Annotated in this window: 20 protein-coding genes; 4 read left to right on the plus strand and 16 right to left on the minus strand. The window is 34.2% G+C overall.

Annotated features, from left to right (window positions below; genetic code table 11):
• Nucleotides 1-7 precede the first annotated feature (7 nt).
• The 5 genes from CHELV3228_RS10585 to CHELV3228_RS06535 are packed head-to-tail and all read right to left on the minus strand — an operon-like array spanning nucleotide 8 to nucleotide 5,582.
• The gene (locus CHELV3228_RS10585; RefSeq protein WP_139455154.1) at nucleotides 8-1,045 is read right to left on the minus strand and encodes a type ISP restriction/modification enzyme; all 1,038 of its coding nucleotides are present in this window, start codon (nucleotides 1,043-1,045) and stop codon (nucleotides 8-10) included.
• The gene (locus CHELV3228_RS06520) at nucleotides 1,036-3,198 is read right to left on the minus strand and encodes an N-6 DNA methylase (RefSeq protein ID WP_244289593.1); all 2,163 of its coding nucleotides are present in this window, start codon (nucleotides 3,196-3,198) and stop codon (nucleotides 1,036-1,038) included. Before CHELV3228_RS06520 ends, CHELV3228_RS10585 begins: the two co-directional genes overlap by 10 nt.
• Entirely contained in the window at nucleotides 3,198-4,295 is a 1,098-nt protein-coding gene (gene dapE / locus CHELV3228_RS06525) for a succinyl-diaminopimelate desuccinylase (protein WP_082200218.1), read from the minus strand. The genes CHELV3228_RS06520 and dapE overlap by 1 nt, the downstream gene beginning before the upstream one ends.
• Before the next feature lie 2 nt (nucleotides 4,296-4,297).
• Nucleotides 4,298-4,897 carry a LysE family transporter gene (locus tag CHELV3228_RS06530; protein WP_082200219.1) on the minus strand — a complete coding sequence of 200 codons (600 nt, stop codon included), beginning with the start codon at nucleotides 4,895-4,897 and terminating at the stop codon, nucleotides 4,298-4,300.
• The gene (locus CHELV3228_RS06535) at nucleotides 4,890-5,582 is read right to left on the minus strand and encodes an SIR2 family NAD-dependent protein deacylase (RefSeq protein WP_082200220.1); all 693 of its coding nucleotides are present in this window, start codon (nucleotides 5,580-5,582) and stop codon (nucleotides 4,890-4,892) included. Before CHELV3228_RS06535 ends, CHELV3228_RS06530 begins: the two co-directional genes overlap by 8 nt.
• A gap of 52 nt (nucleotides 5,583-5,634) precedes the next feature.
• On the opposite strand from CHELV3228_RS06535, the gene CHELV3228_RS06540 reads away from it, so the two are divergent.
• The 3 genes from CHELV3228_RS06540 to CHELV3228_RS06550 are packed head-to-tail and all read left to right on the plus strand — an operon-like array spanning nucleotide 5,635 to nucleotide 10,650.
• The gene (locus CHELV3228_RS06540) at nucleotides 5,635-6,900 is read left to right on the plus strand and encodes a TolC family protein (protein WP_082200221.1); all 1,266 of its coding nucleotides are present in this window, start codon (nucleotides 5,635-5,637) and stop codon (nucleotides 6,898-6,900) included.
• Nucleotides 6,900-7,640: an efflux RND transporter periplasmic adaptor subunit gene (locus CHELV3228_RS06545; RefSeq protein WP_370445653.1), complete on the plus strand. Its 741-nt coding sequence runs from the start codon at nucleotides 6,900-6,902 to the stop codon at nucleotides 7,638-7,640. Before CHELV3228_RS06540 ends, CHELV3228_RS06545 begins: the two co-directional genes overlap by 1 nt.
• Before the next feature lies 1 nt (nucleotide 7,641).
• The gene (locus CHELV3228_RS06550) at nucleotides 7,642-10,650 is read left to right on the plus strand and encodes an efflux RND transporter permease subunit (RefSeq protein ID WP_082200223.1); all 3,009 of its coding nucleotides are present in this window, start codon (nucleotides 7,642-7,644) and stop codon (nucleotides 10,648-10,650) included.
• A gap of 48 nt (nucleotides 10,651-10,698) precedes the next feature.
• On the opposite strand, the gene CHELV3228_RS06555 is transcribed toward CHELV3228_RS06550, so the two are convergent.
• The 3 genes from CHELV3228_RS06555 to CHELV3228_RS06565 all read right to left on the minus strand — a co-directional run bounded on the left by CHELV3228_RS06555 (nucleotide 10,699) and on the right by CHELV3228_RS06565 (nucleotide 12,033).
• Nucleotides 10,699-10,938 (minus strand): ComEA family DNA-binding protein, encoded by a 240-nt coding sequence (locus CHELV3228_RS06555; RefSeq protein ID WP_082200224.1) that lies wholly within the window; start codon nucleotides 10,936-10,938, stop codon nucleotides 10,699-10,701.
• A gap of 70 nt (nucleotides 10,939-11,008) precedes the next feature.
• Nucleotides 11,009-11,500: a SixA phosphatase family protein gene (locus CHELV3228_RS06560; RefSeq protein ID WP_082200225.1), complete on the minus strand. Its 492-nt coding sequence runs from the start codon at nucleotides 11,498-11,500 to the stop codon at nucleotides 11,009-11,011.
• Nucleotides 11,500-12,033, minus strand: coding sequence for a rhomboid family intramembrane serine protease (locus tag CHELV3228_RS06565; protein WP_082200771.1), 534 nt, complete (start codon nucleotides 12,031-12,033; stop codon nucleotides 11,500-11,502). Before CHELV3228_RS06565 ends, CHELV3228_RS06560 begins: the two co-directional genes overlap by 1 nt.
• 92 nt (nucleotides 12,034-12,125) lie before the next feature.
• Between CHELV3228_RS06565 and CHELV3228_RS06570 the strand changes: the two genes are divergently transcribed.
• Nucleotides 12,126-12,536 (plus strand): PepSY-like domain-containing protein, encoded by a 411-nt coding sequence (locus CHELV3228_RS06570; RefSeq protein ID WP_082200226.1) that lies wholly within the window; start codon nucleotides 12,126-12,128, stop codon nucleotides 12,534-12,536.
• On the opposite strand, the gene CHELV3228_RS06575 is transcribed toward CHELV3228_RS06570, so the two are convergent.
• Genes CHELV3228_RS06575 through leuS form a run of 8 tightly spaced genes read right to left on the minus strand, consistent with a single transcriptional unit; the run spans nucleotide 12,533 to nucleotide 22,851 of the window.
• Entirely contained in the window at nucleotides 12,533-13,216 is a 684-nt protein-coding gene (locus CHELV3228_RS06575; RefSeq protein WP_082200227.1) for a 3-methyladenine DNA glycosylase, read from the minus strand. The genes CHELV3228_RS06570 and CHELV3228_RS06575 overlap by 4 nt on opposite strands.
• Nucleotides 13,217-13,248: 32 nt before the next feature.
• Nucleotides 13,249-16,182, minus strand: a complete 2,934-nt coding sequence (gene mfd / locus CHELV3228_RS06580; RefSeq protein ID WP_082200228.1) for a transcription-repair coupling factor — start codon at nucleotides 16,180-16,182, stop codon at nucleotides 13,249-13,251.
• Entirely contained in the window at nucleotides 16,182-16,574 is a 393-nt protein-coding gene (locus CHELV3228_RS06585) for a bactofilin family protein (protein WP_082200229.1), read from the minus strand. The genes mfd and CHELV3228_RS06585 overlap by 1 nt, the downstream gene beginning before the upstream one ends.
• Entirely contained in the window at nucleotides 16,514-17,413 is a 900-nt protein-coding gene (gene pgp4 / locus CHELV3228_RS06590; protein WP_131937809.1) for a peptidoglycan metallopeptidase Pgp4, read from the minus strand. The genes CHELV3228_RS06585 and pgp4 overlap by 61 nt, the downstream gene beginning before the upstream one ends.
• Complete coding sequence (locus CHELV3228_RS06595; RefSeq protein ID WP_082200231.1) at nucleotides 17,406-18,563, minus strand: Mur ligase family protein; 1,158 nt, start codon at nucleotides 18,561-18,563, stop codon at nucleotides 17,406-17,408. The genes pgp4 and CHELV3228_RS06595 overlap by 8 nt, the downstream gene beginning before the upstream one ends.
• Nucleotides 18,550-19,932, minus strand: a complete 1,383-nt coding sequence (locus CHELV3228_RS06600) for a hypothetical protein (RefSeq protein WP_234980990.1) — start codon at nucleotides 19,930-19,932, stop codon at nucleotides 18,550-18,552. The genes CHELV3228_RS06595 and CHELV3228_RS06600 overlap by 14 nt, the downstream gene beginning before the upstream one ends.
• The gene (gene lptE / locus CHELV3228_RS06605; RefSeq protein WP_082200233.1) at nucleotides 19,913-20,428 is read right to left on the minus strand and encodes an LPS assembly lipoprotein LptE; all 516 of its coding nucleotides are present in this window, start codon (nucleotides 20,426-20,428) and stop codon (nucleotides 19,913-19,915) included. The genes CHELV3228_RS06600 and lptE overlap by 20 nt, the downstream gene beginning before the upstream one ends.
• Complete coding sequence (gene leuS / locus CHELV3228_RS06610) at nucleotides 20,425-22,851, minus strand: leucine--tRNA ligase (protein ID WP_082200234.1); 2,427 nt, start codon at nucleotides 22,849-22,851, stop codon at nucleotides 20,425-20,427. The genes lptE and leuS overlap by 4 nt, the downstream gene beginning before the upstream one ends.
• Nucleotides 22,852-22,860 lie beyond the last annotated feature (9 nt).

Below are 22,860 nucleotides of genomic sequence, written 5' to 3' on the forward strand. Positions count from 1 at the left end.
ACAGCTTTTAAATTTCATTAAGCTTTCCTTGAATTTCTATGGTTTTTTTAAGAATTTTGCAAATTTTAAGTAAGTGTTCTAGCTCCTCTTTGGTGCAAACATAATCTTTTCTATACTTTAGCCACTGCTTTATGACTTGATAACCGCCTATGGTATAGTCCCACACTTCGCGGCTTATGCCTATTATGCTTAACTTTTCATTTAAAATAATGCGCCCCTTTTTCTGCGCGTCCTCTTTAAACCTTTCACTTTCTTGTCTTTTTTCTATAAAACTAAAAGCAAAATCCCCCTCAAAGTCTATATTATCCTCCGGGATTTCTTGCATTAGGTGCAGTTTTATCAGTTTGCTTCCTAGCCTTTCAAAACGCTCAAATTCTTTTACACTCACTTCAAAGCTCACTTTTGGAAAGCCTATTTTAAGGTATTCTAAATACTTGCTTCTATATTTTGGATTATATAAATTCGCATAGATAAAGGCTAGAATTTGCTCCTCGTTTTTATGCTTTAAAATTTTATGTTTTTCTTTATAGGCTAAAAATTCTGGCGTGAAATTTGGAGTTTTTCCCTCAATATCGTAAAGATAAAGGGGAGCGATGTAGCAACCACTACTATGCCCCACAAGCTGACAACGCTCCACTAAGCCATTATTAATAAAAGCTGAAGTGTGATCGCTACCTTTACCAAATTTTACAAAAGTAAGCCCCAAATTCTTCCCATTTAAAAAATGCTGACTTAAGCTAGATGGTGTTCCCCAAAACCCCTTGCTTTTAGCTGTAAAAAAAGTCCAACGACTATCAAAAGGACGATAATTAATTTTGATAATTTTCTTTTGAAATTCCTCGTCTTTTTTGCAATTTGCCACAATATCGCTTTTAGCTCTTTCCACACTCCAGTCTCTTGAGTCTTTCAGCGTGTATTTATCTTTTAATTTTTCTACACTTAAATCTTTAAAATCTTGCAAAGTTTGTTTTAGAGAATTTTCATTTAAATGGATGCAAATTTTATCCCTTTCAGCTTGATTTCCACTACCATATCCTAAAAACACAGCCTTACCCCCCCCCCCCCCGTGAGTGCTTTATCCCCCGCTAAAGCCCAAAAATCCTCATATTCCTCATTTTCAAAGCTTTTTGGCACAAACCAAAAATAAGGCTTACTTAAGCTTAATTCTTCCCATTTTATAGAATTTAGTCCCTCCTGTGCTATGCTGTCTAAAAGGGCAAATTTTTCCGCTCTTTTAAAAATGCCTTTTTGCGCTGTGGAGGCGTAAAAGAGTTTTGCTCCCTTGCTTGGCTCATTTTTATATTTTATAAAAAAGCTAATGCAAACGCCCACTTTGATGCTAAAGACATTTTCGTCCTCTTTAGCGTCTTTTTCACTGCTTCCGTGCAAATTTAAAATATAAATTGCATCAAAGCTTGTAAAAAGGCTCTCTCTCATAGCACGGTGTGTGCGTCCGTCTAAAAAAGAATTGTTAGTAATGAAGCCCATTAAACCTAAGTTGTTTTCAAAAAGGTCATTTTTCTTTTGCTCTAGTAATTTCCACTGCGCAAAACGCATAAATTTAATATAATCATCATCTAAATTTATCTTCGCTTCATTAAGCCCTAATTTATAAGCCTCCAAAAGCTTTAAAATTTCCTTGCCTTTATTTTTACTTTTGGCGTTATAAGGGGGATTTCCTAAGATGACAAGTAAATTTTCCTTATGCTTTATTTTCCTTGCTTTTTCGTTTTCATCTTTAAGCTCCATAAGAAAAGAAGTGGAATTGTATTCTTGATTCTCGCTTAAGTCTAAAGTATTATTAAGATAAATTTGAAAGTCCGCTTCATTCACCTCATCATAGCCCTTTTTCTTTAAAATCTGCCTAAGCTTAAGCCTTGCTACGATATAAGGCACAAAAGAAAGTTCAAAGCCGTAAATTTCTTTTAAAAACTTCTCTTTTATGGCTTCATTTTGCACGGCTTTTTTAAAGCTTTCATTTTGAGAGAGGCAAGACTGCTGCTCTAAAATCTTCTCACACACAGAGGCTAAAAAGCTGCCCGTTCCCGTGGCAAAGTCAAGCACCTTTACACCCGGCTCACTCAAGCCCTTTTTGTCAAAATGCGTTCTTAAAAGCTCATCAAGACTAGAAACTATGGCATTTACCACAGGCGCTGGCGTGTAAAAAACCCCTCCCTCTCTTCTTTTTTGCGTGCCTTTTAGCTCATCGTAAGCCTTGATAAAATCCTCGTAAAGATAAATGGCGATTTGCTCAAGTTCTAAATTTAAAAATTTAGCCATCGTGGCTTTATCTAGTAAGGATATGGTTTTTTGTATGTTGATTAGCACCCCTTTAATAGGCTCTGGCAAATTAAAATTTGGCATAGCAAAATAAATAATCTCACTTAGCGTTTTAAAATTTTTAGGCAAATAAGCGATGAAATTTTGCACTTCATTTTCACTAAAATCAAAATTCTCATTTTCCACAAAAGAGACAAAAAGCCCATAAACTACGCTTTGAGCTATTAAATCACAAAAATCAAACTCATTAAAATTCATTTGTGCTAGTTGTGTAAATTCGCTATAAATGCGTTCAAAGAATTTGAAAAAATTTTGATTTTTCGCATTTTTTTGCTTTTGCCACTCTTCATAAGCGCTATGTAAAGCCGTGCTAAGATAAAAGCTCTGCGTCGATAAAGCACTGATGAGTTCGGTTTTACTTTTGATATTTGCGTGGTTTTCATTAAAAAAATCGCTAATAAGCGTTAAAAAAACTTGCTTTTCATCCTCTTTAAAAAGCGTGGGGTTATCTTTATCAAAAAGTGTGCAAGTTTTAATCACCTTACCAAAAGAAAGCAAAATAAACTGACAATAATTTGTCAAAAGGATGTTAGGACAAATTTGTGTGTAGCGGCGTAATTGCTCACTTTGAAGCTCTTTTTTTAAATCCACATTGATATTTTTACACTCGACAAAGCCCACTAAAGCATTGTAACTTAGCTTATTTTTAGGGTCGATGCGTTTATAGACCTTAAAATCTGCCCTTGCTGTGCCTTTTTCATCTTTGCTTGGGGCTTCTTGTAGGATTTTAACATTTTGCACACTAGGACTAAGGGCGTTAAGCAAATTTTGAAGTGGAGTGCGGAAGGAATGCTCACCAAAATCGTTCGTTTTATAAATTTCAATTATCTCTTTTTGATAATCCTCTAAAACCTGCATTAAAAATTCTCCAACAAATCTTTAAAAACCAAACAAAGCTTTTCAAAATCCTCCACACTCACCCTTTCATTAACCGCGTGGATGGTGTCGTTTCTCACGCCAAATTCAGCCACTTTCACGCCAAATTCCGCAAAAAACCTAGCATCCGATGTGCCTCCCTTAGTGTTTAGCTCAGGCACGACCCCACTTATCTTTTGCACGCTTTCGTTAAGCTTTTGGACGATTTTAGAATTTGCGTCTGTTAAAAAAGGCTTGGAGCTTTGCGTTAAAACAAGCTCGTAATTAAGCCCGTGGCAAAGCTTTTCTATGTAATTTCGCACATCTTCTACACTCGTGTCGTTTGAATTTCTCACATTTAACATTAATCTTAAATCATTAGGCGTTACATTGCTTACGCCAAGCCCTGCGCGTATGTCTGTCAAAACGATTTTAGAGGGGGCAAACTCGGCACTTCCAGGGTCCAAGTCAAACCCTGCTAAAAATTTAAGCGCTGGAGCAAAATCGTGGATAGGATTCATCGCTTTTTCGGGGTAGGCAGCGTGTCCTTGTTTGCCTCTAATGAGTAATTTTCCATTGATAGAACCACGCCGTCCTATCTTAATGCTATCTCCAAAGCTCTTTACACAGGTAGGCTCTGCTACGATAGCGTAATCTGGCAACATTTGCCTTTCTTCCATAAATTTCAGCACTTCAATCGTGCCGTGCTTTGCCTCGCCCTCTTCATCACTTGTGAGGATTAAAGAAAGTCTTGAGCCTTTAAAATCGGCATTTTTAACCGCCGCGATGAAGGCAGCCACCCCGCTTTTCATATCTTGTGCGCCTCTTGCATAAATGAAACCATCTTTTTCCAAAGGTAAAAAAGGCTCACTTTCCCAGCCCTCACCCGCTGGCACGACATCAATATGCCCTCCAAAGGCTAAATGCTCTCCCTCATCGTTAAATTTCTTTGTCAAAAGTAAATTTTTCACACCCTCTTTTTCGATGAAAAAAGCCTCAAAATCACTAAGCTCCAAAGCGATGAAATTTAATGCCCCATCATCATCTGGAGTGATGGATTTAAATTTTAAAAGTTCGATTAAAAATTCTTTTGCGTTCATTTTTATCCCCAAAAAGTTTTATAGAGTAAATTTAAAGCAAAATACTCTATGATTAAAGCTGAAAAAACATTGATGTAGTATATCACCTTAGCCTTAAAAAGATGACTAAATTTTCCCACAAAAAACGGCAAAGCCAAAATCCAAAAAAAGATAAAACACACAAGTCCTAGCGTTAAGATTAAAGGGTAGGCATTACTCGCAGAAAGAGAGGCAAAAGAAAGCCAAAATCCTATAACATAAGGATTTGAAATGTTTAAAAACAAACCTTTCAAAAAGCTTTTAAATAAAGAATTTGAAACCTTACTTTTTTGAATTTCCAAATTTTTAGGCTTTTGCTTTATCGTTAAAAAGGCGATGTAGGTAAAAAAGCAAAAGCCAAAAAGTGCCAAAATCTTTAAAAACAAAGGCTGATTTAAAAAATGCAAAACCCCAAAATTTAGCAAACTCAAATAAAATGCGTCCGCAACCAACGCCCCAAGCCCTAAAAAAAAGGCTTTTTTAAAAGAAGTGAGCGCGTAAGAAAGAATTAATAAATTCACAGGTCCAAAAGGCACAGCCACCCCAACCCCAAGCAAAGCCCCATCAATAAAACTTTTAAACACTTAAAAACTCCTCCACATCTAAGGCGATTTTATCCACTGCGTCTATAATATCTTCTTTATAAACCTTATCAAAACAAGCCTCCAAATTTTCATCGCTTTGGAGCAAATTTAAAATGCTTTTTTCGCACATTTTTGCATAATACCCCACCGGTAAAACCTCCCCACTCGTGCCTATGGAGATAAATAAATGCGTCTTTTCTAAAAGCGTGTAAAGCGTTTGATACTCAGGCGCTTGTTCTTCAAACATCACGATATGATGTCTTAAATTTGCACTTTTGCAAAAAGGGCAAATTTGATGCAATCTACTCTCATAGCCGATATTAAAAATTTTTCCACATTCTAAACAACGAAGCTGGGGTAAAAAGCCGTGTAGATGAATGACATCTTTGCAATTTGCACGCTCTAGCAAATCATCAACATTTTGCGTTAGCATAAAGATATTTTGAGGGAATTTAGCCTTAAGTTTAGCTAAAACAAAATGCGCGTGATTAGGCTTGACTTTTGCGAGTTCTGCGCGTCTCATATCGTAAAAGTCTAAAACTTTTTTAGGATTTTTCCTAAAGGCGGAAGCGGAGCAAACCTCCATCACATCATATTCTTCCCAAAGTCCATTATTATCCCTAAAAGTCTTTAAACCACTTGGAGCGCTAAGTCCAGCCCCGCTTAATATCATTACATTTTTCATCACAACTCTTTGATTAAAAGAAAAATTTATTTAAAGCGTATTATAATAAATTATGAAGAAGATTAATAAATGCCTCGTTTTGATTCTAACGCCACTCATACTTAAGGCTTCAAATTTAAACGAATTGATAGAACTTAGCCTTAAAAATGAAAGTTATCTCATCAAAGAACTTCAAAATTTACAAAGCATAGCACAAAAAGACGCGGCGTTTAATGCTTATCTGCCAAGCTTAAGCCTTAACTCTGGATATATGGCGAATAATAAAGATAGAAGTTTAATTGACCCAAACGAAAGCCTTTTTTCAAGGCTTAGTCTTAATTTCTTACTTTATGACGGAGGTAAAAGAGAGGCGCATATTAAAAGTTTAAAACTCAAAGAAATTCTCACAAGACTAGATAAAAAAGAGCAGAAAAATCTTCTTGCTCTAAGTGCCACAACGCTTTATTTTAATTATCTAAGCCTTGAAGAAATCGTTAAAGCAAATGAACAAAAAAAGGCATTTTTAAAACAAAATTTAATAAGACTTGAAAATTTCCATAAAGCTGGACTTAGCGCAAAAGACGAGCTTGAAAGCATAAGGGCAAAATACCACTTAGCCTCTTTAGAACTTTCGCAAAATCTCTTAAAAATAGAAAACCTTAAAAAAGAGCTTTTTGTCTTAGCAACAAAGGAATTTACACCGCTTGGCAAAGCAAGTCTTAAAGAGCCACGCAAAAGCCAAAGTCAAAACATTAAAGTTTTAAAAGCAAAAGAGCAAATTTATCTAGCTAATGAGGGCGTGAGTATGGCAAGGGCGGAATTTTTCCCAAAATTTTTCGTGCAAAATCACTTAAGCTTTTATGAAAATAATCATAATCCAAAAATCCCAGCCCCTTATCAAAATCTAGGCGCAGAAATGTTTAATGAGAGTGGCACAACAAATCAAATTTTACTCGGCTTAGAATGGAAAATTTTTGATTTTGGTGCGAGAAATAAAGAGCTTGAAAGCAAACGCTTAAATGTGCAAATTCAAAAAGCAAATTATGCTTTACTTAAAAGGCAAAATGAAGAAGAGCTTAAATATTTAGAAAAAAATTTAAGCGTTTTAAAAGAACAAATCAAAGCCTTAAAATATAGTCTAAACGCCGCAAATTTAGCATATGAAAGTGTAGATAGAAAATATAATGCTGGGCTTTGCTCTTATGTGGAATATTTGGGAGCTTTGGAGCTTAAATTTAAGGCTTTAAGTGATTTAGAACTCGCAAAAAATGAGCTTGAAATCACTAAGGCAAATTATTATTTTACCGCTGGGCTTGAAATCAATAAGGAAATAGAATGATAAAAATTTTGACTTGTTTTTTACTTTGCTTTTCTTTGATGGGAGCTGAGGAAATTTATGCTAGTTTTAATGTAGAGGCTAAAATGCAAAGTAAATTAGCACTTGAAAGTATGGGAGTGGTGGAGCAAATTTTTGTCGAAATTTCTCAAAGCGTTAAAAAAGGCGATGTGTTACTAAGCTTAGAGAGTGAAACCGAAGAAATTGCCCTTAAAAATGCCAAAAATGACAAAGAATTAGCCTTAGTGGAGTTTAAAAACACACAAAGCAAAATGCAAAAATTCAAGGCTGTGCGTGAAGTTATCGACAAACAAAGCTATGAAGATATACAAAGCGCCTTTAAGGCTTCAAAATTAAGGCTTGAAAAGGCGAGTCTTAATGTCAAATATTATGAAAATATCCTTGCGAAAAAAAAGCTCATCGCACCTTATGATGGAGTGATAGCAAATAAATTTGTTCAAGTCGGCGAGGGTGTCGGCGGTGTGGGGAGAGTTTTGCTGGAAATTTATTCCTATCCTGATGTAAAGCTTATTTTAAGCTTTGATGAAAAATTTAAAGATAGGGTAAAACTTGGACAAAAATTTCTCTATAAAATTGATGGGGAACAAGAAGAAAGAGAGGGGGAAATCAACCTCATTTATCCAAGCATAGAGCCAAAAACGCGTAAAATTTATGCTGAAGTTTATGCTAAGAATTTAAAGCCCGGTCTTTTTGGCGAGGGCAAAATACTCATAAAAGATTAAAATGTATAAATTAGCCATTAATCGTCCCATAAGTGTTTTAATGCTGTTTTTAGCTCTCGTTATCTTTGGCTTAATTTCAGCGTTTAATATGAATGTAAATTTATTTCCTAATGTCAATATCCCTCTTGTAAAAATCACCACAAAAGTTAATGGGGACTTAAATTTCGTAGAATCTAAAATCACCAAAGAGATAGAAAACGCCATCAGTGAGATAGATGGAGTTAAGACTATCAATTCCGTAGCTTATGATAATTTTAGCGTAACTATGGTGGAATTTAAACTCAGCAAGGATTTAGAAATCGCAGCAAATGATGTCCGCGATAAAATAGGCACACTCGCTCTTAATGTAAAGCCTGAAATCGAAAAAGTCTCTTCCGACTCTGGCACTTCCATATCGCTTTTTTTAAAAAGTCAAGATGAGCTTTATCTAATGCAAAGCATTAAAGATAAAATCAAGCCTTTTTTGCAAAGAATTGATGGGGTCGGTGAAATTAATTCCATAGCCTATAAAGAGCCTCAAATTCGCATAGAGCTTAAGCCAAATGAGCTTAGAAAATATCACCTAAACGCCTTAGAAGTCGCAAAAATCATAGAAAATCAAAATTTCAAACAAGCCTTAGGAAAGCTCGAAAATGAGAAGCAAAATTACATCTTAAAGGGCTATTTTGAAGCAAATTCTTTAGAAGAACTTAAAAGCTTAAGAATTATCCCGGGCGTTTTCTTGCAAGACATCGCCACGCTTTCTTATCTTTTTGAAGATGAAAAGCAAGTCGCTTTTTATGAGGGTAAGGGCGTGCTTTTAGAACTTGGGAAAATCGCAAATTTTAATACTTTAAAAATGATAGAAAATGTCAAAAATGCCTTGCCAAATTTGCAAGATAATTTTGAAAATATCGAATTTAACATCGTCTATGATAAGAGTTTAAATATCCACAAACATCTTTATAGCGTGGTTTTTGATATGATTTTGGGCGTATTTTTGACACTTGTGATTGTTTTTTTATTTTTACGCAATTTAAGTGCGACTCTTATCGCTTGCATTGCCATACCAAGCTCGATTATCTCAACATTTTTCATTATAGATTTACTAGGGTATGATTTAAATCGCCTCACCTTTATCGCCCTTACTCTTAGTATAGGAATTTTCATCGATGATGCCATTGTGGTGATTGAAAATATCGCCAAAAAATTAAAAGAATATCCCGCCCTAGAGGCTGCTTATCTTGGCATTAGCGAGATAGGCTTTTCCGTGCTTAGCATTAGTGTGGTTTTACTTTGTGTTTTTGTGCCTATCTCTTATATGGATACGATTCCTGGCTTATTTTTTAACACGCTTGGCATTAGCGTTGCTTCTGGGATAGTGATTAGCTTTTTTGTTTCTATTTTGCTTATACCCTCACTAAGTGCGAGATTTTTAAATCCAAAACAAAGCACCTTTTACCAAAAAAGCGAAGTGTTTTTTACCAAAATGGAGCTTTTTTATGAAAATTTACTTTACAAAATCTTACAAAATAAGGGCAAATTTATACTCACAAGCCTTGCTTTTATCGTTATAAGCTTTGCTTTGGCTTTAAAGATAGGGCTTGACTTTTTACCTATGGAAGATGATAGCGAAATTCAAATTCTCACCCATAGCAAAGAAGATTTAAGCCTAGAAGCGATGAAGCAAAAGGGGCTTAATTTACTTGAAAAAATTCAAAAAGATGAAAATGTCGCTTATGCCTTTTTGCTTGTGGGCTATGAAGACGCAAAGGACGCAACAAGGGCTAAAATTTATGTGAAACTCAAGCCTCTTGGAGAAAGAAAACTAAGGCAAAGTGAGCTTGTGAGTCTTTATAGGAATAAATTTAAAGATGAGAGTTTGGACATTAAAATTTTAGAACTGCCTAAAATTGACGGAGCTGGGATTGATGAGCCTGTGCAATTTTTAATCTTAGGAGATGATTTAAAAAGTCTTGAAATGGCAACCATAAGAGCAAAAGAGGTGCTAAAAAAAGAAAAAAGAATTGTTGATATTAACGATAATGCCAACCTTAAAAAAGCTGAAGTAAGCCTTAGAATCAATAAAGAAAAAGCCAAGCTTTTAGATGTAAATCCTAAATATGTCGCGGGGGTTTTGGGCTATTCTTTTGGGGAAATGGTTGTTGGAAGTATGGATAGAGGAAATTATAAAGATGATATTGTCTTAAGTTTTGATGAGGCTTTTAAAAAAGACATAAAGGCGTTGGAAAAAATTAGCATTAAAAATAATCAAGGGGAAAATTTAGAGCTTTTAAGCGTGGTAGATTTTGTTTATAATGAGGATTTAAAAAACATTTATCATTATAATAAAAATCGTAGCGTTAAAATCACAGCAGGGGTTAATGAAATTTCCTTAGGTGCTGTAAAAACTCTACTTTTAGATAATATGAGCGAAATTTTAGGGGGGGATAAAAATTTAAATTACGCTTTTTCAGGTTTTATTAATTTACTAAACGAAACAATTGAAGGCTTTGCTTTTGCAATATTTTTAGGGATGATACTTATCTATCTTGTTTTGGCTGCACTTTATGAAAGTCTTATTTTGCCATTTATCATTATGATAACAATGCCTTTAGCCTTCGGTGGAGCTTGCATAGGATTATTTATAACAGGGCATAATTTTTCCCTTTTTGTTCTAATCGCCATCATTTTACTTTTTGGTATGGTGGGTAAAAACGCCATTTTACTCGTAGATGTGGCAAATAAAAAAACACATCAGGGCTTAAGTGTCGATGAGGCACTAATAAGCGCCGGTAAGATGAGACTTAGGGCGATTTTGATGACAAGCTGCGCGATGATATTTGCTATGCTACCCCTTGCACTTTCAAGAGGAAGCGGCTATGAAGCAAACGCACCAATGGCGATAACCATTATTTACGGACTTGTTAGCTCCACGCTTTTAACACTGCTCGTTGTGCCAGCTTTATTTGAATTTTGTTATAAGCTTGATGTGAAATTAAGAAAAATTTATGAGAGGAAAAAACTATAAGTTTTTGTGATTTTAGCATTAAAAACTAAAATCACATTTGAGTTTAAACTATTCCACAACAATCGAATCTTTTATCTCTTCAAAGGTTTTATCACCGATACCCTTAACTTTTTTAAGTTCCTCTATGCTTGTGAAATTTTGCTCTTTTCTATAATCTAAAATCGCTTGAGCCTTAGTTGCTCCTATACCTTTTAGACTTTTCAACTCTTCAAGTGTAGCGGTATTTAAATTGACCGCAGCAAATAAGAAACTCGCCAAAGCAAACATTAAGAAAACTATTTTCTTCATTTCTTCTCCTTTTAAATTAAGTTTTTAATCCTACTTGAAAAATTTTAATAGAAAGTTAATTTTTGCAATTCTAATTTTCTTTTAAGGGTTTGATATGCTCAAAAAACACAAGTTTTGCACTATGTGCTTTTAAATTTTTAAAACTTTCACACTCAAGGCAAAGCAGCGAGGCGGTAGGAAAAGAATGGATACAAAGTGAGCCTAAAAACTCACAAAGCCCTAAAAGTGCTGGGTTATGTCCTACCAAAAGCACATTTTCTACGCCCTCATCTAAATTTTTCAAAAATTCAAAAAGCTGCTTTTCATTTGCCTCATAAAATGTATCAACAAAACAAATTTTTTCCTTTTCATAGCCATAATTTTTTACTACGATTTGTGCGGTTTTTTTCGTCCTAGTAGCAGGGGAGGCATAAATTTTGTCCCATTTGATTTTATAATTTTTTAATTTCTTAAAAAGCATCTTTAATTCTTCCTTGCCTTTTTTTGTAAGTTTTCTACTAAAATCATCTGTTTCTATCTCTTTTTGAGCCTTTGCGTGTCTTAAAATATAAATTCTTTGCATTATCTACTCCTTAAAAATGCCAAAACATAACCGCTAATAAAACCAAAAATATGCCCATACCAAGCCACATTAACCCCCATAAATAAAGGTAAAAAACTCATCAATAAAATAGCCACTATAAGCCCTTTTGTGCTATTTCTATCCAAAAAAGCATAAAAACCCATCAAAACACAAATCGCACCACTCGCCCCTACTAAAAAAATATTTTGCCCCAAAAACTCAAAAGCAAAAAGTAGATAAAAAGCACTCAAAAGCGATGTTACAAGCCCTCCAACAAAATAAAGAAAAGCAAATTTCACACTTCCTATATAATTTTCCAAAATCCTACCAAACTGGAAAAGCACTATCATATTTAACGCAAGATGTGTAAAATTTCCGTGTAAAAACATAGAGCTTAAAAGCTGCCAAAAAAAGTTTTCTTTAAAAAATAAAAGATTAAGAGAAAAATACAAGCCAAAAATTTCAGTATTAAAAAACCAATGTTGCAAAATAAAAATCAAGGTATTTAAAATAATCAAAGTCCAAGTTATCACAAATTTACCCTCTAAAATCACTTTACTATCTTAAATTCACATAGAATTCACAAAAGATTATTACAATTTCCCTTAAATTCTAAGGAAAGTTGATGAAATTTTTAACTCTTATTTTCATATTTTTTTTAAGTTTAAAAGCCGATGTGATACTTTCTCCACAATCTTTACCAAATAATATTAAAGATTTTTTGCAAAAGAATTTCAAAGCCCAAATAGGACTAGCTCAAAGAGATGATAACACTTATGAAATCGCACTAAGTGATGGCACAGAGCTTGAATTTGACATAATGGGCGAATGGAAAGAAATTGAAGCAAGAGGCACGACGATAAGTTACGAAGTCTTACCTCCAAATATCGCAAGCATTTTAAAAAATGAATTTAAAAACACAACAATCAAAGAATTAGAACGCAAAATAAACTATTACAAAGTAAAATTCTACAACAATCTTGAAGTCATCATAGATTTTAATGGAGCAATTTTAAGACGCGAGTTTGATGACTAAAGTATTTTTAACTGCTTTATCCAATTTTCACCTTGCTCATTAAGCCTCTTGCCTTTAAAAGCTGACTTACCAAAAGCGACAATTAAAGCGTGATAAATTTGATAAAGCTCATAAAGCTCACATTTACGCCCTAAAATTTGACATAAATTCTGCTCTTCTTGCTCGATACCATTTTGAAAAAATTCCCTTAAATCCTCATAATCTTCCAACTCGTAGCCCAAATTTAGAGCCAAACGATAAGTATAGTTATCCACCACTAAAATTTCTCTCTTGCAAAGATAATTAAGTATCCCATCAACACTTTCATACCCAAGCCCTTTTATACTCAAAAGCCATTCTCTACTCACATTTTTCTTAAAATTTTCAAGATTTTCAAAATCTTTCAAAATAGCGTCCACCAAGCCTTTAAGCCTCTTTGCCTTAGTATTATAAAAACCACTTGGCTTTATAAGCGCGGCTAAAACTTCATTTTCCAAATTTGCGACTTGATTTAAGCTTGAAATTTGAGCTTTTTTGCAGTTTTGCAAAGCTTTTAAGACATTGTTCCAATTTGTATTTTGCGTCAAAATCACAGAAATCAAAATCTCAAATTCACTCAAACCTCTATCACAAAGCCAATCAAAATCCTGCCATTTTAAATCAAAACTTAAAAGTTTTTTAAAAATTTCCGCTGAGTTCATTACCGCTCCACTTCATTTATTAATACCACAATTTAAGCCGACATCTTTCTTAAATGCACCAAAATGGCTTCTAAAATATCATCCTCATCTTTGCTTTTAGCTTTAATCACTTCTTTTTCATCGTTTAATTTGGTAAATTGTATGTTTTGCAAATAATTACTAATTGCCTTAAATTTCCCAGTCGCTAAAATTTTAATACGAATGAGTGCTAAAAACTGCTTCGTATAAACATCAAGCTTACCAAATCTATCCTCTATCTCAGCCTCTATCTCATAAAGCTTGGCACTATCCTCACATTTACTAAGGCGACGGTAAAGCTCAAGTCTTAGGCTGTCTTCGTTGATTAATTCAGGATTTAAAAAGGCATTAATACTAAGTTTTAAATCAAGCTTATCTTCACTCACACTTTCATTTTTACTCAGTGCATTAAGCTCATCTTCAAGCATTCTAAGATAGAGACTATAGCCAATTTGCTCTATATGCCCACTTTGGTCAAGCCCTAACAAATTCCCCCCACCCCTTATCTCAAGGTCGTGATACGCCAGCAATGAACCCGCCCCAAGAAAAGAATTGCTCTCCAAAGAGACCAATCTTTTTAAAGCCGATTCGCTTAAATTTTCTTTATCTTCTACCAAAAAATAACAATATCCTTGTCTATTACCTCTACCAACCCTACCTCTAAGCTGGTGTAAATCCGCCATCCCAAAACGCTCACTTTTTTCAATGATGATAGTATTAACATTTGGTAGGTCAATCCCACTTTCAACTATGGAAGTGCATAAAAGCAAATCATACTCTTTATTTTCAAATTTTAGCATTTCTTCCTCTGTGGTTTTAGCGTCAATTTTAGAATGTAAAATAAGAATTCTCAAATCTTTAAAAAGAGTTTTTAGATGCTTTTCGCACTGCAAAATACTTGCGATATGATTATGGATATAAAAAATTTGCCCACCCCTTCTAAGCTCTCTTAAAATAGCCTCTTTAAGTAAAGCATCCTCGCTTTCTCTCACAAAGCTTCTCACATCTAGCCTATCTTCAGGTGGGGTTTGTAAAATGCTATAAGATTTAATGGAGCTTAAAGCTTGATTTAAACTTCTTGGTATCGGCGTGGCAGACATTGAAAGAAGATGTGAATTTTGCGAAAATTCTTTTAGTTTTTCCTTTTGTTTTACGCCAAATTTATGCTCTTCATCAATGATAACTAAAGCGACATTTTCACACTCCACGCTTAAAAGTGCGTGTGTGCCTACAACCACGCAAGGCGTATTTTTCTTAAGCTCTTCAAGCAAATGCTTTTTTTCTTTAGCACTAGTAAAGCGGTCAAGCTTAAAAACACTGAGATTAAACTCATCAAAACGCTTTTTAAGACTTTGATAATGCTGATGCGATAAAAGTGTCGTTGGCACAAAGAAAAAGACACTAAAACCACTTCTTAAAACTGGGAAAATGGCGTTCATAGCGACTTCTGTTTTACCAAAGCCAACATCTCCGCTCAACAGCCTATCCATAACCTTAGCACTTTTAAAATCCTCTAAAATTTCCTCACAAGCCTTAATCTGGTCTTCAGTATAAGAAAATCCCGCTTTTTGCACAAAATCCGCTTGTGCCTCAAAGTCAATCTTAAGCTCTTTTGGCTTAACCAATGCCCTTTTTGCCGCCATAGCAATAATTTGCGAAGCAAGAGCCAAAAGCTTCGTTTTAAGCTTTTCCTTTAGTTTGACAAAAGTGCTTTTTCCCAGCCTATCAAGCAAAGGAATACCTCCGCCAACGCCCAAATATTTATCAATCATATAAAGATTTTCCACAGGCAAAAGCAATTTATCATTATTTTGATAAGAAAGAGCAACAAATTCCTTTTTAGCCCCCGAAACATTTAGCATCTCAAGCCCTAAAAATTTCCCCACCCCATAATCCTCATGCACGATAAAATCACCAACCTTAAGCTCATCTAAAATCAAATTTGCTTTGCGTTTTTGCTTTTTTCTATCTTTTTTATTTAAAGATAATATAATCTCATCGCCACTAATTACATTAAGTCTTAATGTACTTTGCCTAAAGAAAACATTTTGCATATCTAGCTCAAGCTGTCTAAAAAGAGCTTCGTTTTGGGCTAAAATAATTATTTTTTTATTTTGATGTAGGGCGAAAAAATCTTTATTATAAATGCTTTGCAAATCCTTATATACACTTGCTTCTGGTAAAACTTTTTCATTAATAAATTCTAAATTCTCACCAAAAGTCTCATCAAATTTCTTTATACTTCTAAGGTCAAGTTTTAAATAATCCTCAAAATCATTCACACACCAAAAGCCTAAAGAATTAATATCTTTAATCAAAGCCTTACTATCAAAGCTTTCTAGCTTTTCTTCAAATTCCTCATAAGCACTTTTAGAAAAATATGCCAAAAAGGGGCAAATTTCAAGCTTTTCAAGCTCACTTGGGATAGATTTTTGTGTCTCTAAGTCAAAATACCTAATGCTTTCAATTTCCTCACCAAAAAACAAAATTCGCACGGGTTTTTCTTCATTAATGCAAAAAATATCCAGCACCTCTCCCCTTAAAGAAAGCTCACCTTTATCTTGCACCATATCGACAAACTCATAACCAAGCCTTAAAAACTCATCTTTTAACTCTTCCAAATTTAAAGGTTTAGTTTTATCAAGGATAAAGCCCCGTAAATGTCTTTTTGACGGAAGTTTTTTGAGAACACTCGCTAAGGGAGAAATAAGAATTTTTTTAGAATTTTCTTTATGATAGGCGTTTAAAACTCTACAAAGCTCAAAAAGCTCTTTAGAAAAAGCGCGTAAATCATCGCCAAATTCCGCCCTAAAATCTGGCAAAACGAAAGTTTTTATCTCAAAAAATGCACTCACCTGAGAAAGAGCATCCGCCTCTTTCTCATTTTCACAGAGCAACAACTCGCAAAAATTGCCTTTTTTGAGATATTCAAAAAAAGACGCTTGCATCAATCGATAGTATTTTCTATCATTCTTACAGGCTCATCTTCCTTAATCTTAGAGCTACCATTAAAACGCCCTCCGCTTTCTATGGAAATTTCTTTAATGACGATATTTCCACTCACATAACCGCCCGCTAAGATTTCAAGGCTATTTGCCTCAAGCTCACCCTCAAAAACGCCATTAACGACTATTTTATCGGATTTTAATTCGCCTTTTAAATTTCCATTTTTACCGATGACAACGATACTTTCCGAGTGGATGATACCATTTAATTCCCCATCAACATGAAGCATAGAAGCGAAATAAAACTTACCCTCAATCTTAGCACCAGATGAAATTACTGTTGTTTCCGAGCTTGGATTTGCTGGGCTGACACTGCCTTTATTAAAGATTGCCATGGAACTCTCCTTTCTTGATTAAAAAATTCATTCATATTTTTTCTTTTGAGATTGAGAAAATATAAAGGTTCTAAGGTTTTATTGATAAAACGCACTTCATAGTGTAAATGCGGACCCGTAGAAAGCCCTGTATTACCAGTATAACCTATCAAATCCCCCTTATTTACAAAATCTCCTGCCTTAACCACATCTTTACGCGTCATATGGGCATATACACTCTTAAAGCCAAAATTATGAAGTAAAATGACATTATAACCATAGCCATTATTACTATATCCTGAAAACTCAACCACCCCACTAGCCGGTGCATAAATAGGCGTGCCAATGCTTGCAGCTAGATCAATGCCTGGATGAAATTCCTTGCGTTTTAAAATAGGATGCTCTCTCCAGCCAAATTTACCAGTAACGCCCTTATTAGTAATAGGCCAGCCATTTGGAATTTGATTTAAAATGCCTTGTTGCTGGTCATTTGTAAGATTAAGATTTTCAAGTCTTGCACTAATAGTAAGATTATTTTCATTTTCAAGCCCTAAAGCCTCTTCAAAAGAAGCGATTTTATCCTCTATAACGGCATATTGTGCAGCTTTTTCATCGAGGCTTTGTTGCATTGTCATATTAAGCGTTTCAAGTTCCTTGCTTTTCTTAAGCAATTCTTCTCTTTTGCCATCTAACGCATCGACTTTACTATCTAAATATTTAATATAAAAACCGCTAGAGATTAAAAATAAAAACACAAAAGCGATGATATATAAGACAATTTTTTTAATAATTTGATTAAGATAAAAATGTCTTGAACCATTAATATCCGAAATGGTAATGGTAAATTTATTTTTAAGCACCATAATCCTTTAAAAACTTTTCCACTAAGATAAAAGAGCCAAAAACAAGAGTTTTTTTATCTTTATCAAGCTCTTTAAATTCTTCACATTTTATATTAAGCTTTTCGCAAAGGTCAAAAATTTGCTCATTTGCCAAAGCTCTAGCTTCATTTTCACATTTAAAAACCATAATTTTAGCACTGATAGGCTTTAATATTTTTAAAATTTCAAAAATTTTTTTATCTAAAAAGCTATTATAAACAATTTCCAATTTTTCGCCTTTAAAATATTCACACAAAGCTCTAGCTGCTAAGACATTATGCCCCACATCGATATAGAGCTTTTCGCTGATTTTTTCGCAACGCCCTCTTAAATTTAATTTGCCCAAATTTTTTAAAGCTTTGATTGTTTGCGTTTTTGTGAGTAAAATTTCACAAGCTCTTAAGGCAAGTTTGAGATTTTGCTCTAAAAAAAGTGGAATGATAAATTGAGCTTTATAATGCCGTAATTCCTTTTGCAAATCAAAACTTAAATCCTGCAAAATATCCAAATCCACACCTTTTAAAATGGCAGTTTTTCGTGCCATTTTAAGAACAATTTCGTCTTGATTATTGCTTATCAAAGCCTTTTTTGCCATAACTTTCAATTTTGTTCTTGCAATTTGCTCCAAACGATTTCCTAAAAACTGCTCGTGATCATAATCAATTTGCGTAAAAATACTTAAACGCTTCTTAAAAACAGAAGTTGCATCATACTCTCCACCAAGTCCCGCTTCAAAAATGATAAAATCGCATTTTTCAAAAAGCAAAGCAGCTAAAAAAGTGGCGTATTCGAAATAACTTAATTTTTCCAAATCCTCTTGCAAAATAAGACTTAATTTTTGATGCGTTTTTTCGAGTAAATCCTCATCAACCAAACCGCCATTAAGATAAAATCTTTCTTTAAATTCGAAAATATGCGGACTACTATAATGCCCCACATTATAGCCCAAAGCCTCTAAAAGCTGAGCTAAGAAACGCCCTGTGCTACCCTTGCCATTAGTGCCGACAATGTGAATAATGGGTGGCATTTTAAAATATTTTTGATATTTTTCCAAAATTCTAAAAGCGACAAAGGGGTCTATTTTACTATAAAATTCACCCTTTTTTGCTAAAAATTCACTCAAGCTCATCGTTCATTTGCTTTGACAATTCTTCCAAAATACACGCTTCAGGCTTACTTGCTTTATCCATAAAAGAAACGCTAATTTTAGGGCGTATCACATCTTGCTTATAAATAAATCTAAAATTTTCAATAGTTTTTAAATTTTGCTCCACCAAATTTGCAATTTCCGCTTTATCTCTTCCGGGAGCTATGATAAGATAACTTTTTTCATCCATCATCCATAATTCATCAAAGTCCTCACAACTTTCTTTTAAAATTTTCTTAAACCTGACAAAAATCTCATTTAAATTCCCCATTCCATACTTTTCCATTATGAAGCGGTAATTGCTAATTCTAAAAAGTGCTAAAGAGTAATTGACCTTGTATTTTATAAAATTTTCATCAAGCTTTTCAAGTTCTTTTACTACACTCCAGCTTTCTCTCTCTTCTAAATTTTGTGCGAATTGAATTTGTGAATTAAGGCTTGAAATTTTTTCATTTAACTCACTAAATTTAGCTTTTAAATCTTCAAAGCTAAGTTTTACCTCGCCTTTTTCATCAGGGTGAAGTCTATCGACAAAATCTAAATTTTGCTTATTTTGCTTGCTTAAAAGAAGATAAAGCTCATTAATTTTTTTAAGATTTTCATCGAAAAAATTAAGATTTTTTTGTACATACATATTATCAACAACAATGCGTCTATTCACAAATTCTGCAAGTTCATTTTTAAAATTTGTCTCGTTTAAAATGCTAGGATTTGAGCCTAAATTTGCACTAAAACCTTGAATTTTTAAATCCTCAACCAAACTAGGACTAAGACACATTGCAATGAGTTCTGCAAAACGCTCAAAAGTTCTTTGATTTAGCTTTTCAACAAGCTTTTTAATGATTAGCTCATAATCATCATAACGACCAATATTTAAAGAGCGAAGCTCTTTATCCACGCTTTCATTTTCATAAATGCGCTCCAATTCTTTCCATTTTTTATCAAGCAAATAAATACTTTCGCTATCCATTGTTTTAGAAATTCTTATGGAAGTGATTTTTGCTAAATCCTTAATTTTCCTATCTCTACTCACCTGCAAAGCTTTACAGATAGTGCTTAAAAGCTCAAAAAATTCACTAAATTGCTTACCACTTTGACGATTTAAGATAGAAACAAGAAAGCTTATAAGCTCTTCTAAAGTTCGCACAGGCTTTTTGGCAAGTTCTTTTTGAAAATGAGGCAAAAGCAGAGCTTGGTATTTTTCTATTTTTGCTTGATTAGAGCTTTTAAAGCCCCGTTTTAAAGAAAGCTCCTCAAAAATTTCACTATAATTTTCAGGAGTTGGCTTAAGCCCTCTTTCCTTAAGCGTTATAAGTGTTTCTTTGGCGACTTCATTGATATTTATCATTATGTTTAGAACCTCTAATCGCAATCACTGAAATAAATTCATCAAAAGCCTCTTTTGAAGCTTCTCTTATAGCCATTTGCCTTGCACTATCGCTTATAATGCTATTTGGAGAAATGTCAAAATTATAACTTCCGCTTGTGCTAAAATTCTCTTCACTACCATCTTTAAAAACCACATGGAAATTTAGATTAAGCTTTGCTTTATACTTTATCACATAGCCATTTTTATCATAAATGAGTGGGATAAATTCTAAATTATTCATTCCCACATTAATAATGTCATCAGCCTCGTGCTTTAACGCTAGTTTTCTGCCAAGCTTAGAAATTACCATTTCTTTTAAAGTATCTGCGACAAAAATGCTATTTTTAGGGTCCTGTGGGCTTAATTCAACATTCACATAAACTTTTTCATCAAAAATATTATCCGCGAGTTTTGATGTCGGCACATACCCACAAGCAACGATAAAAACAGCGATAAAAAAATTTAAAACAATTTTCATTTTACCACCAAATTAACAAGGGAATTTTGCACATAAATTTCTTTTATGACGCTTTTCCCCTCAAGCCATTTTGCAACTTTTTCTTTTGCTAGGCTAATAATCTCTTCCTTGTTCAAAGAAGCTGCAACTTCAATTTCAGCGCGTTTTTTACCATTAATACTCACACCCAAATTTAAGCTCTCTTTTACAAAAACTTCAGGCTTTAATTCTAATTCTTTAAAATTTTCAAAATGAAATAATTTTTCACTCAGCTCAAAACAAATATGAGGGATAATAGGCTCTAAAATATTTAAGATAATATAAAAAGCCTCCCTTTCTAAAGCACTATTTTTACATACGCTAAGCGCATTTAACGCCTCCATACAAGCAGCGATTAAGGTATTAAAAGCGAAACTTTGCGTATAAACTTCTTGAGATTTTTTCAAAGCTTCATAAACTTTTAATCTCGCATATTTTTCCTCTTTATTTAAACTCTCGTGCGAAATTGTCTCCAATACTCCGCTTTCTAGTTTCAAAGCTCTATCATAAAGACGCACGATAAAGCGGTAAGCCCCCTCTAACGCGTCATCATTCCACTCAAGTTCCTTAGCAGGTGGTGCAGCAAAAAGTATAAAGAGTCTAGCTGTGTCCGCTCCATATTTTTTAATGATATCATCGGGATTGACGACATTGCCTTTTGATTTACTCATTTTCGCACCATCTTTTAAAACCATACCCTGTGTCAAAAGCCGACAAAAAGGCTCATCGCCCTCCAAATAACCAAGGTCTCTTAAAGCTTTTTGAAAAAACCTCGCATAAAGTAAATGCAAAATGGCGTGTTCAATCCCACCGATATACTCATCAACCCCTAGCCAATATTTCACACTTTTCTTATCGATGCCAACTTCCTCCCAAGTTTTCTCATCACTTGCAAAACGCGCATAATACCAAGAACTTTCGAAAAAAGTATCCAAAGTATCACTTTCTTTTTGTGCTTTTCTTCCACACTTAGGACACTTGCACTCTCTCCAAGTTGGATGCTTATCCAAAGGATTCCCCTCGCCCGTAATCTCAACATCTTCAGGTAGCAAAATAGGTAAATTTTCTAATTTTTGAGGCACGATGCCACACTCTTCACATTTTACCATAGGCACAGGAGCGCCCCAATACCTCTGCCTTGAAACACCCCAATCGCGAATTTTATAATTAACAACCCTTTTACCCAAACCCTCTTTTTCAAAATGCTCTATAATTTTAACCCGTGCTTCATCACACTCTAAGCCAATAAATTCAGCACTTTCTAAGAGCTTACCTTCTTTTTGCGTGTGAGGTAAATTTATCGCTTCTATAACCTGCTTTATGGTTAAATTGTATTTTTTTGCAAAATCAAAATCCCTCTCATCGTGTGCAGGCACAGCCATTACAGCCCCACTTCCATAATCAGCCAAAACGAAATTTGCCACCCACACAGGAATTTTTTCTTTTGTTAAAGGGTGCAAAGCATAAATTCCTAAAAAACAACCCTCTTTTTCAGCGCTTTGCCTTTCTTTTGGGCTTTGATTTTGCATTGCTTTAATTTGTGTGATAATTTTTTCATCTAAGAGCTTTTTGCTAAGTAAATTTTGCACTATTTTATGCTCAGCCGCTAAAGCCACATAAGAAACACCATAAATTGTATCAGCTCTTGTGGTAAAAACCTCAAAACTTGTTTCATTTGTTTTTTTCGCACTTTCTTCATCAAGCTTTAAGCTAAATTCCAAGCCTTCGCTTCGCCCTATCCAATTTTCTTGCATTGTTAAAACTTGTGTAGGCCACTTACCCTTCAAGCTCTCAAGCTCATCCAAAAGCTCTTGTGCGTAAGCTGTAATTTTGACATAATAGCCGGGCATTACCTTTTGCGTAACCTCGTGTCCGCAACGCCAACACTTCCCATCCTCAACCTGCTCATTAGCCAAAACGGTCTTATCGTTTTCACACCAATTAACCCTAGCCTCTTTAGTATAAATCAAGCCTTTTTCAAACATCTTGATGAAAAATTCTTGCTCAAATTTTGTATAAATCGGGTCCGAAGTTGCTAAAATTCTCTTTTTAGAAAAAGAAAACCCCAAAGAAAAAAGCTCTTTTTTCATATAAGCTATATTTTCATAAGTCCAAGTTTTAGGATGAATTTTGTGCTTAATCGCAGCATTTTCAGCAGGCATACCAAAGCTATCAAATCCTATTGGATGCAAAACATTAAAGCCCATTTTTCTATAATATCTAGCTAACGCATCGCCTATGGTGTAATTTCTCACATGCCCCATATGAATGCGTCCGCTTGGGTAAGGAAACATAGAAAGTATATATTTTTTAGGCAAAGTAAAATCATCTTTTGGCTCAAATGCTTCATTTTCTTGCCAAATTTTTTGCCATTTTTGCTCTATAGCACTTGCCTCATAAGCCATTTTATCTCC

Source organism: Campylobacter helveticus, assembly GCF_002080395.1.
Lineage (GTDB): Bacteria > Campylobacterota > Campylobacteria > Campylobacterales > Campylobacteraceae > Campylobacter_D > Campylobacter_D helveticus.

What these genes read in the sequence shown, in the direction of transcription:
- CHELV3228_RS06520 (WP_244289593.1), bottom strand. Translation starts at nt 3,198, where the DNA reads ATGCAGGTTTTAGAGGATTATCAAAAAGAGATAATTGAAATTTATAAA.
- dapE (WP_082200218.1), bottom strand. Translation starts at nt 4,295, where the DNA reads ATGAACGCAAAAGAATTTTTAATCGAACTTTTAAAATTTAAATCCATC.
- CHELV3228_RS06535 (WP_082200220.1), bottom strand. Translation starts at nt 5,582, where the DNA reads ATGAAAAATGTAATGATATTAAGCGGGGCTGGACTTAGCGCTCCAAGT.
- CHELV3228_RS06540 (WP_082200221.1), top strand. Translation starts at nt 5,635, where the DNA reads ATGAAGAAGATTAATAAATGCCTCGTTTTGATTCTAACGCCACTCATA.
- CHELV3228_RS06550 (WP_082200223.1), top strand. Translation starts at nt 7,642, where the DNA reads ATGTATAAATTAGCCATTAATCGTCCCATAAGTGTTTTAATGCTGTTT.
- CHELV3228_RS06555 (WP_082200224.1), bottom strand. Translation starts at nt 10,938, where the DNA reads ATGAAGAAAATAGTTTTCTTAATGTTTGCTTTGGCGAGTTTCTTATTT.
- CHELV3228_RS06560 (WP_082200225.1), bottom strand. Translation starts at nt 11,500, where the DNA reads ATGCAAAGAATTTATATTTTAAGACACGCAAAGGCTCAAAAAGAGATA.
- CHELV3228_RS06570 (WP_082200226.1), top strand. Translation starts at nt 12,126, where the DNA reads ATGAAATTTTTAACTCTTATTTTCATATTTTTTTTAAGTTTAAAAGCC.
- CHELV3228_RS06575 (WP_082200227.1), bottom strand. Translation starts at nt 13,216, where the DNA reads ATGAACTCAGCGGAAATTTTTAAAAAACTTTTAAGTTTTGATTTAAAA.
- mfd (WP_082200228.1), bottom strand. Translation starts at nt 16,182, where the DNA reads ATGCAAGCGTCTTTTTTTGAATATCTCAAAAAAGGCAATTTTTGCGAG.
- CHELV3228_RS06585 (WP_082200229.1), bottom strand. Translation starts at nt 16,574, where the DNA reads ATGGCAATCTTTAATAAAGGCAGTGTCAGCCCAGCAAATCCAAGCTCG.
- CHELV3228_RS06595 (WP_082200231.1), bottom strand. Translation starts at nt 18,563, where the DNA reads ATGAGCTTGAGTGAATTTTTAGCAAAAAAGGGTGAATTTTATAGTAAA.
- lptE (WP_082200233.1), bottom strand. Translation starts at nt 20,428, where the DNA reads ATGAAAATTGTTTTAAATTTTTTTATCGCTGTTTTTATCGTTGCTTGT.
- leuS (WP_082200234.1), bottom strand. Translation starts at nt 22,851, where the DNA reads ATGGCTTATGAGGCAAGTGCTATAGAGCAAAAATGGCAAAAAATTTGG.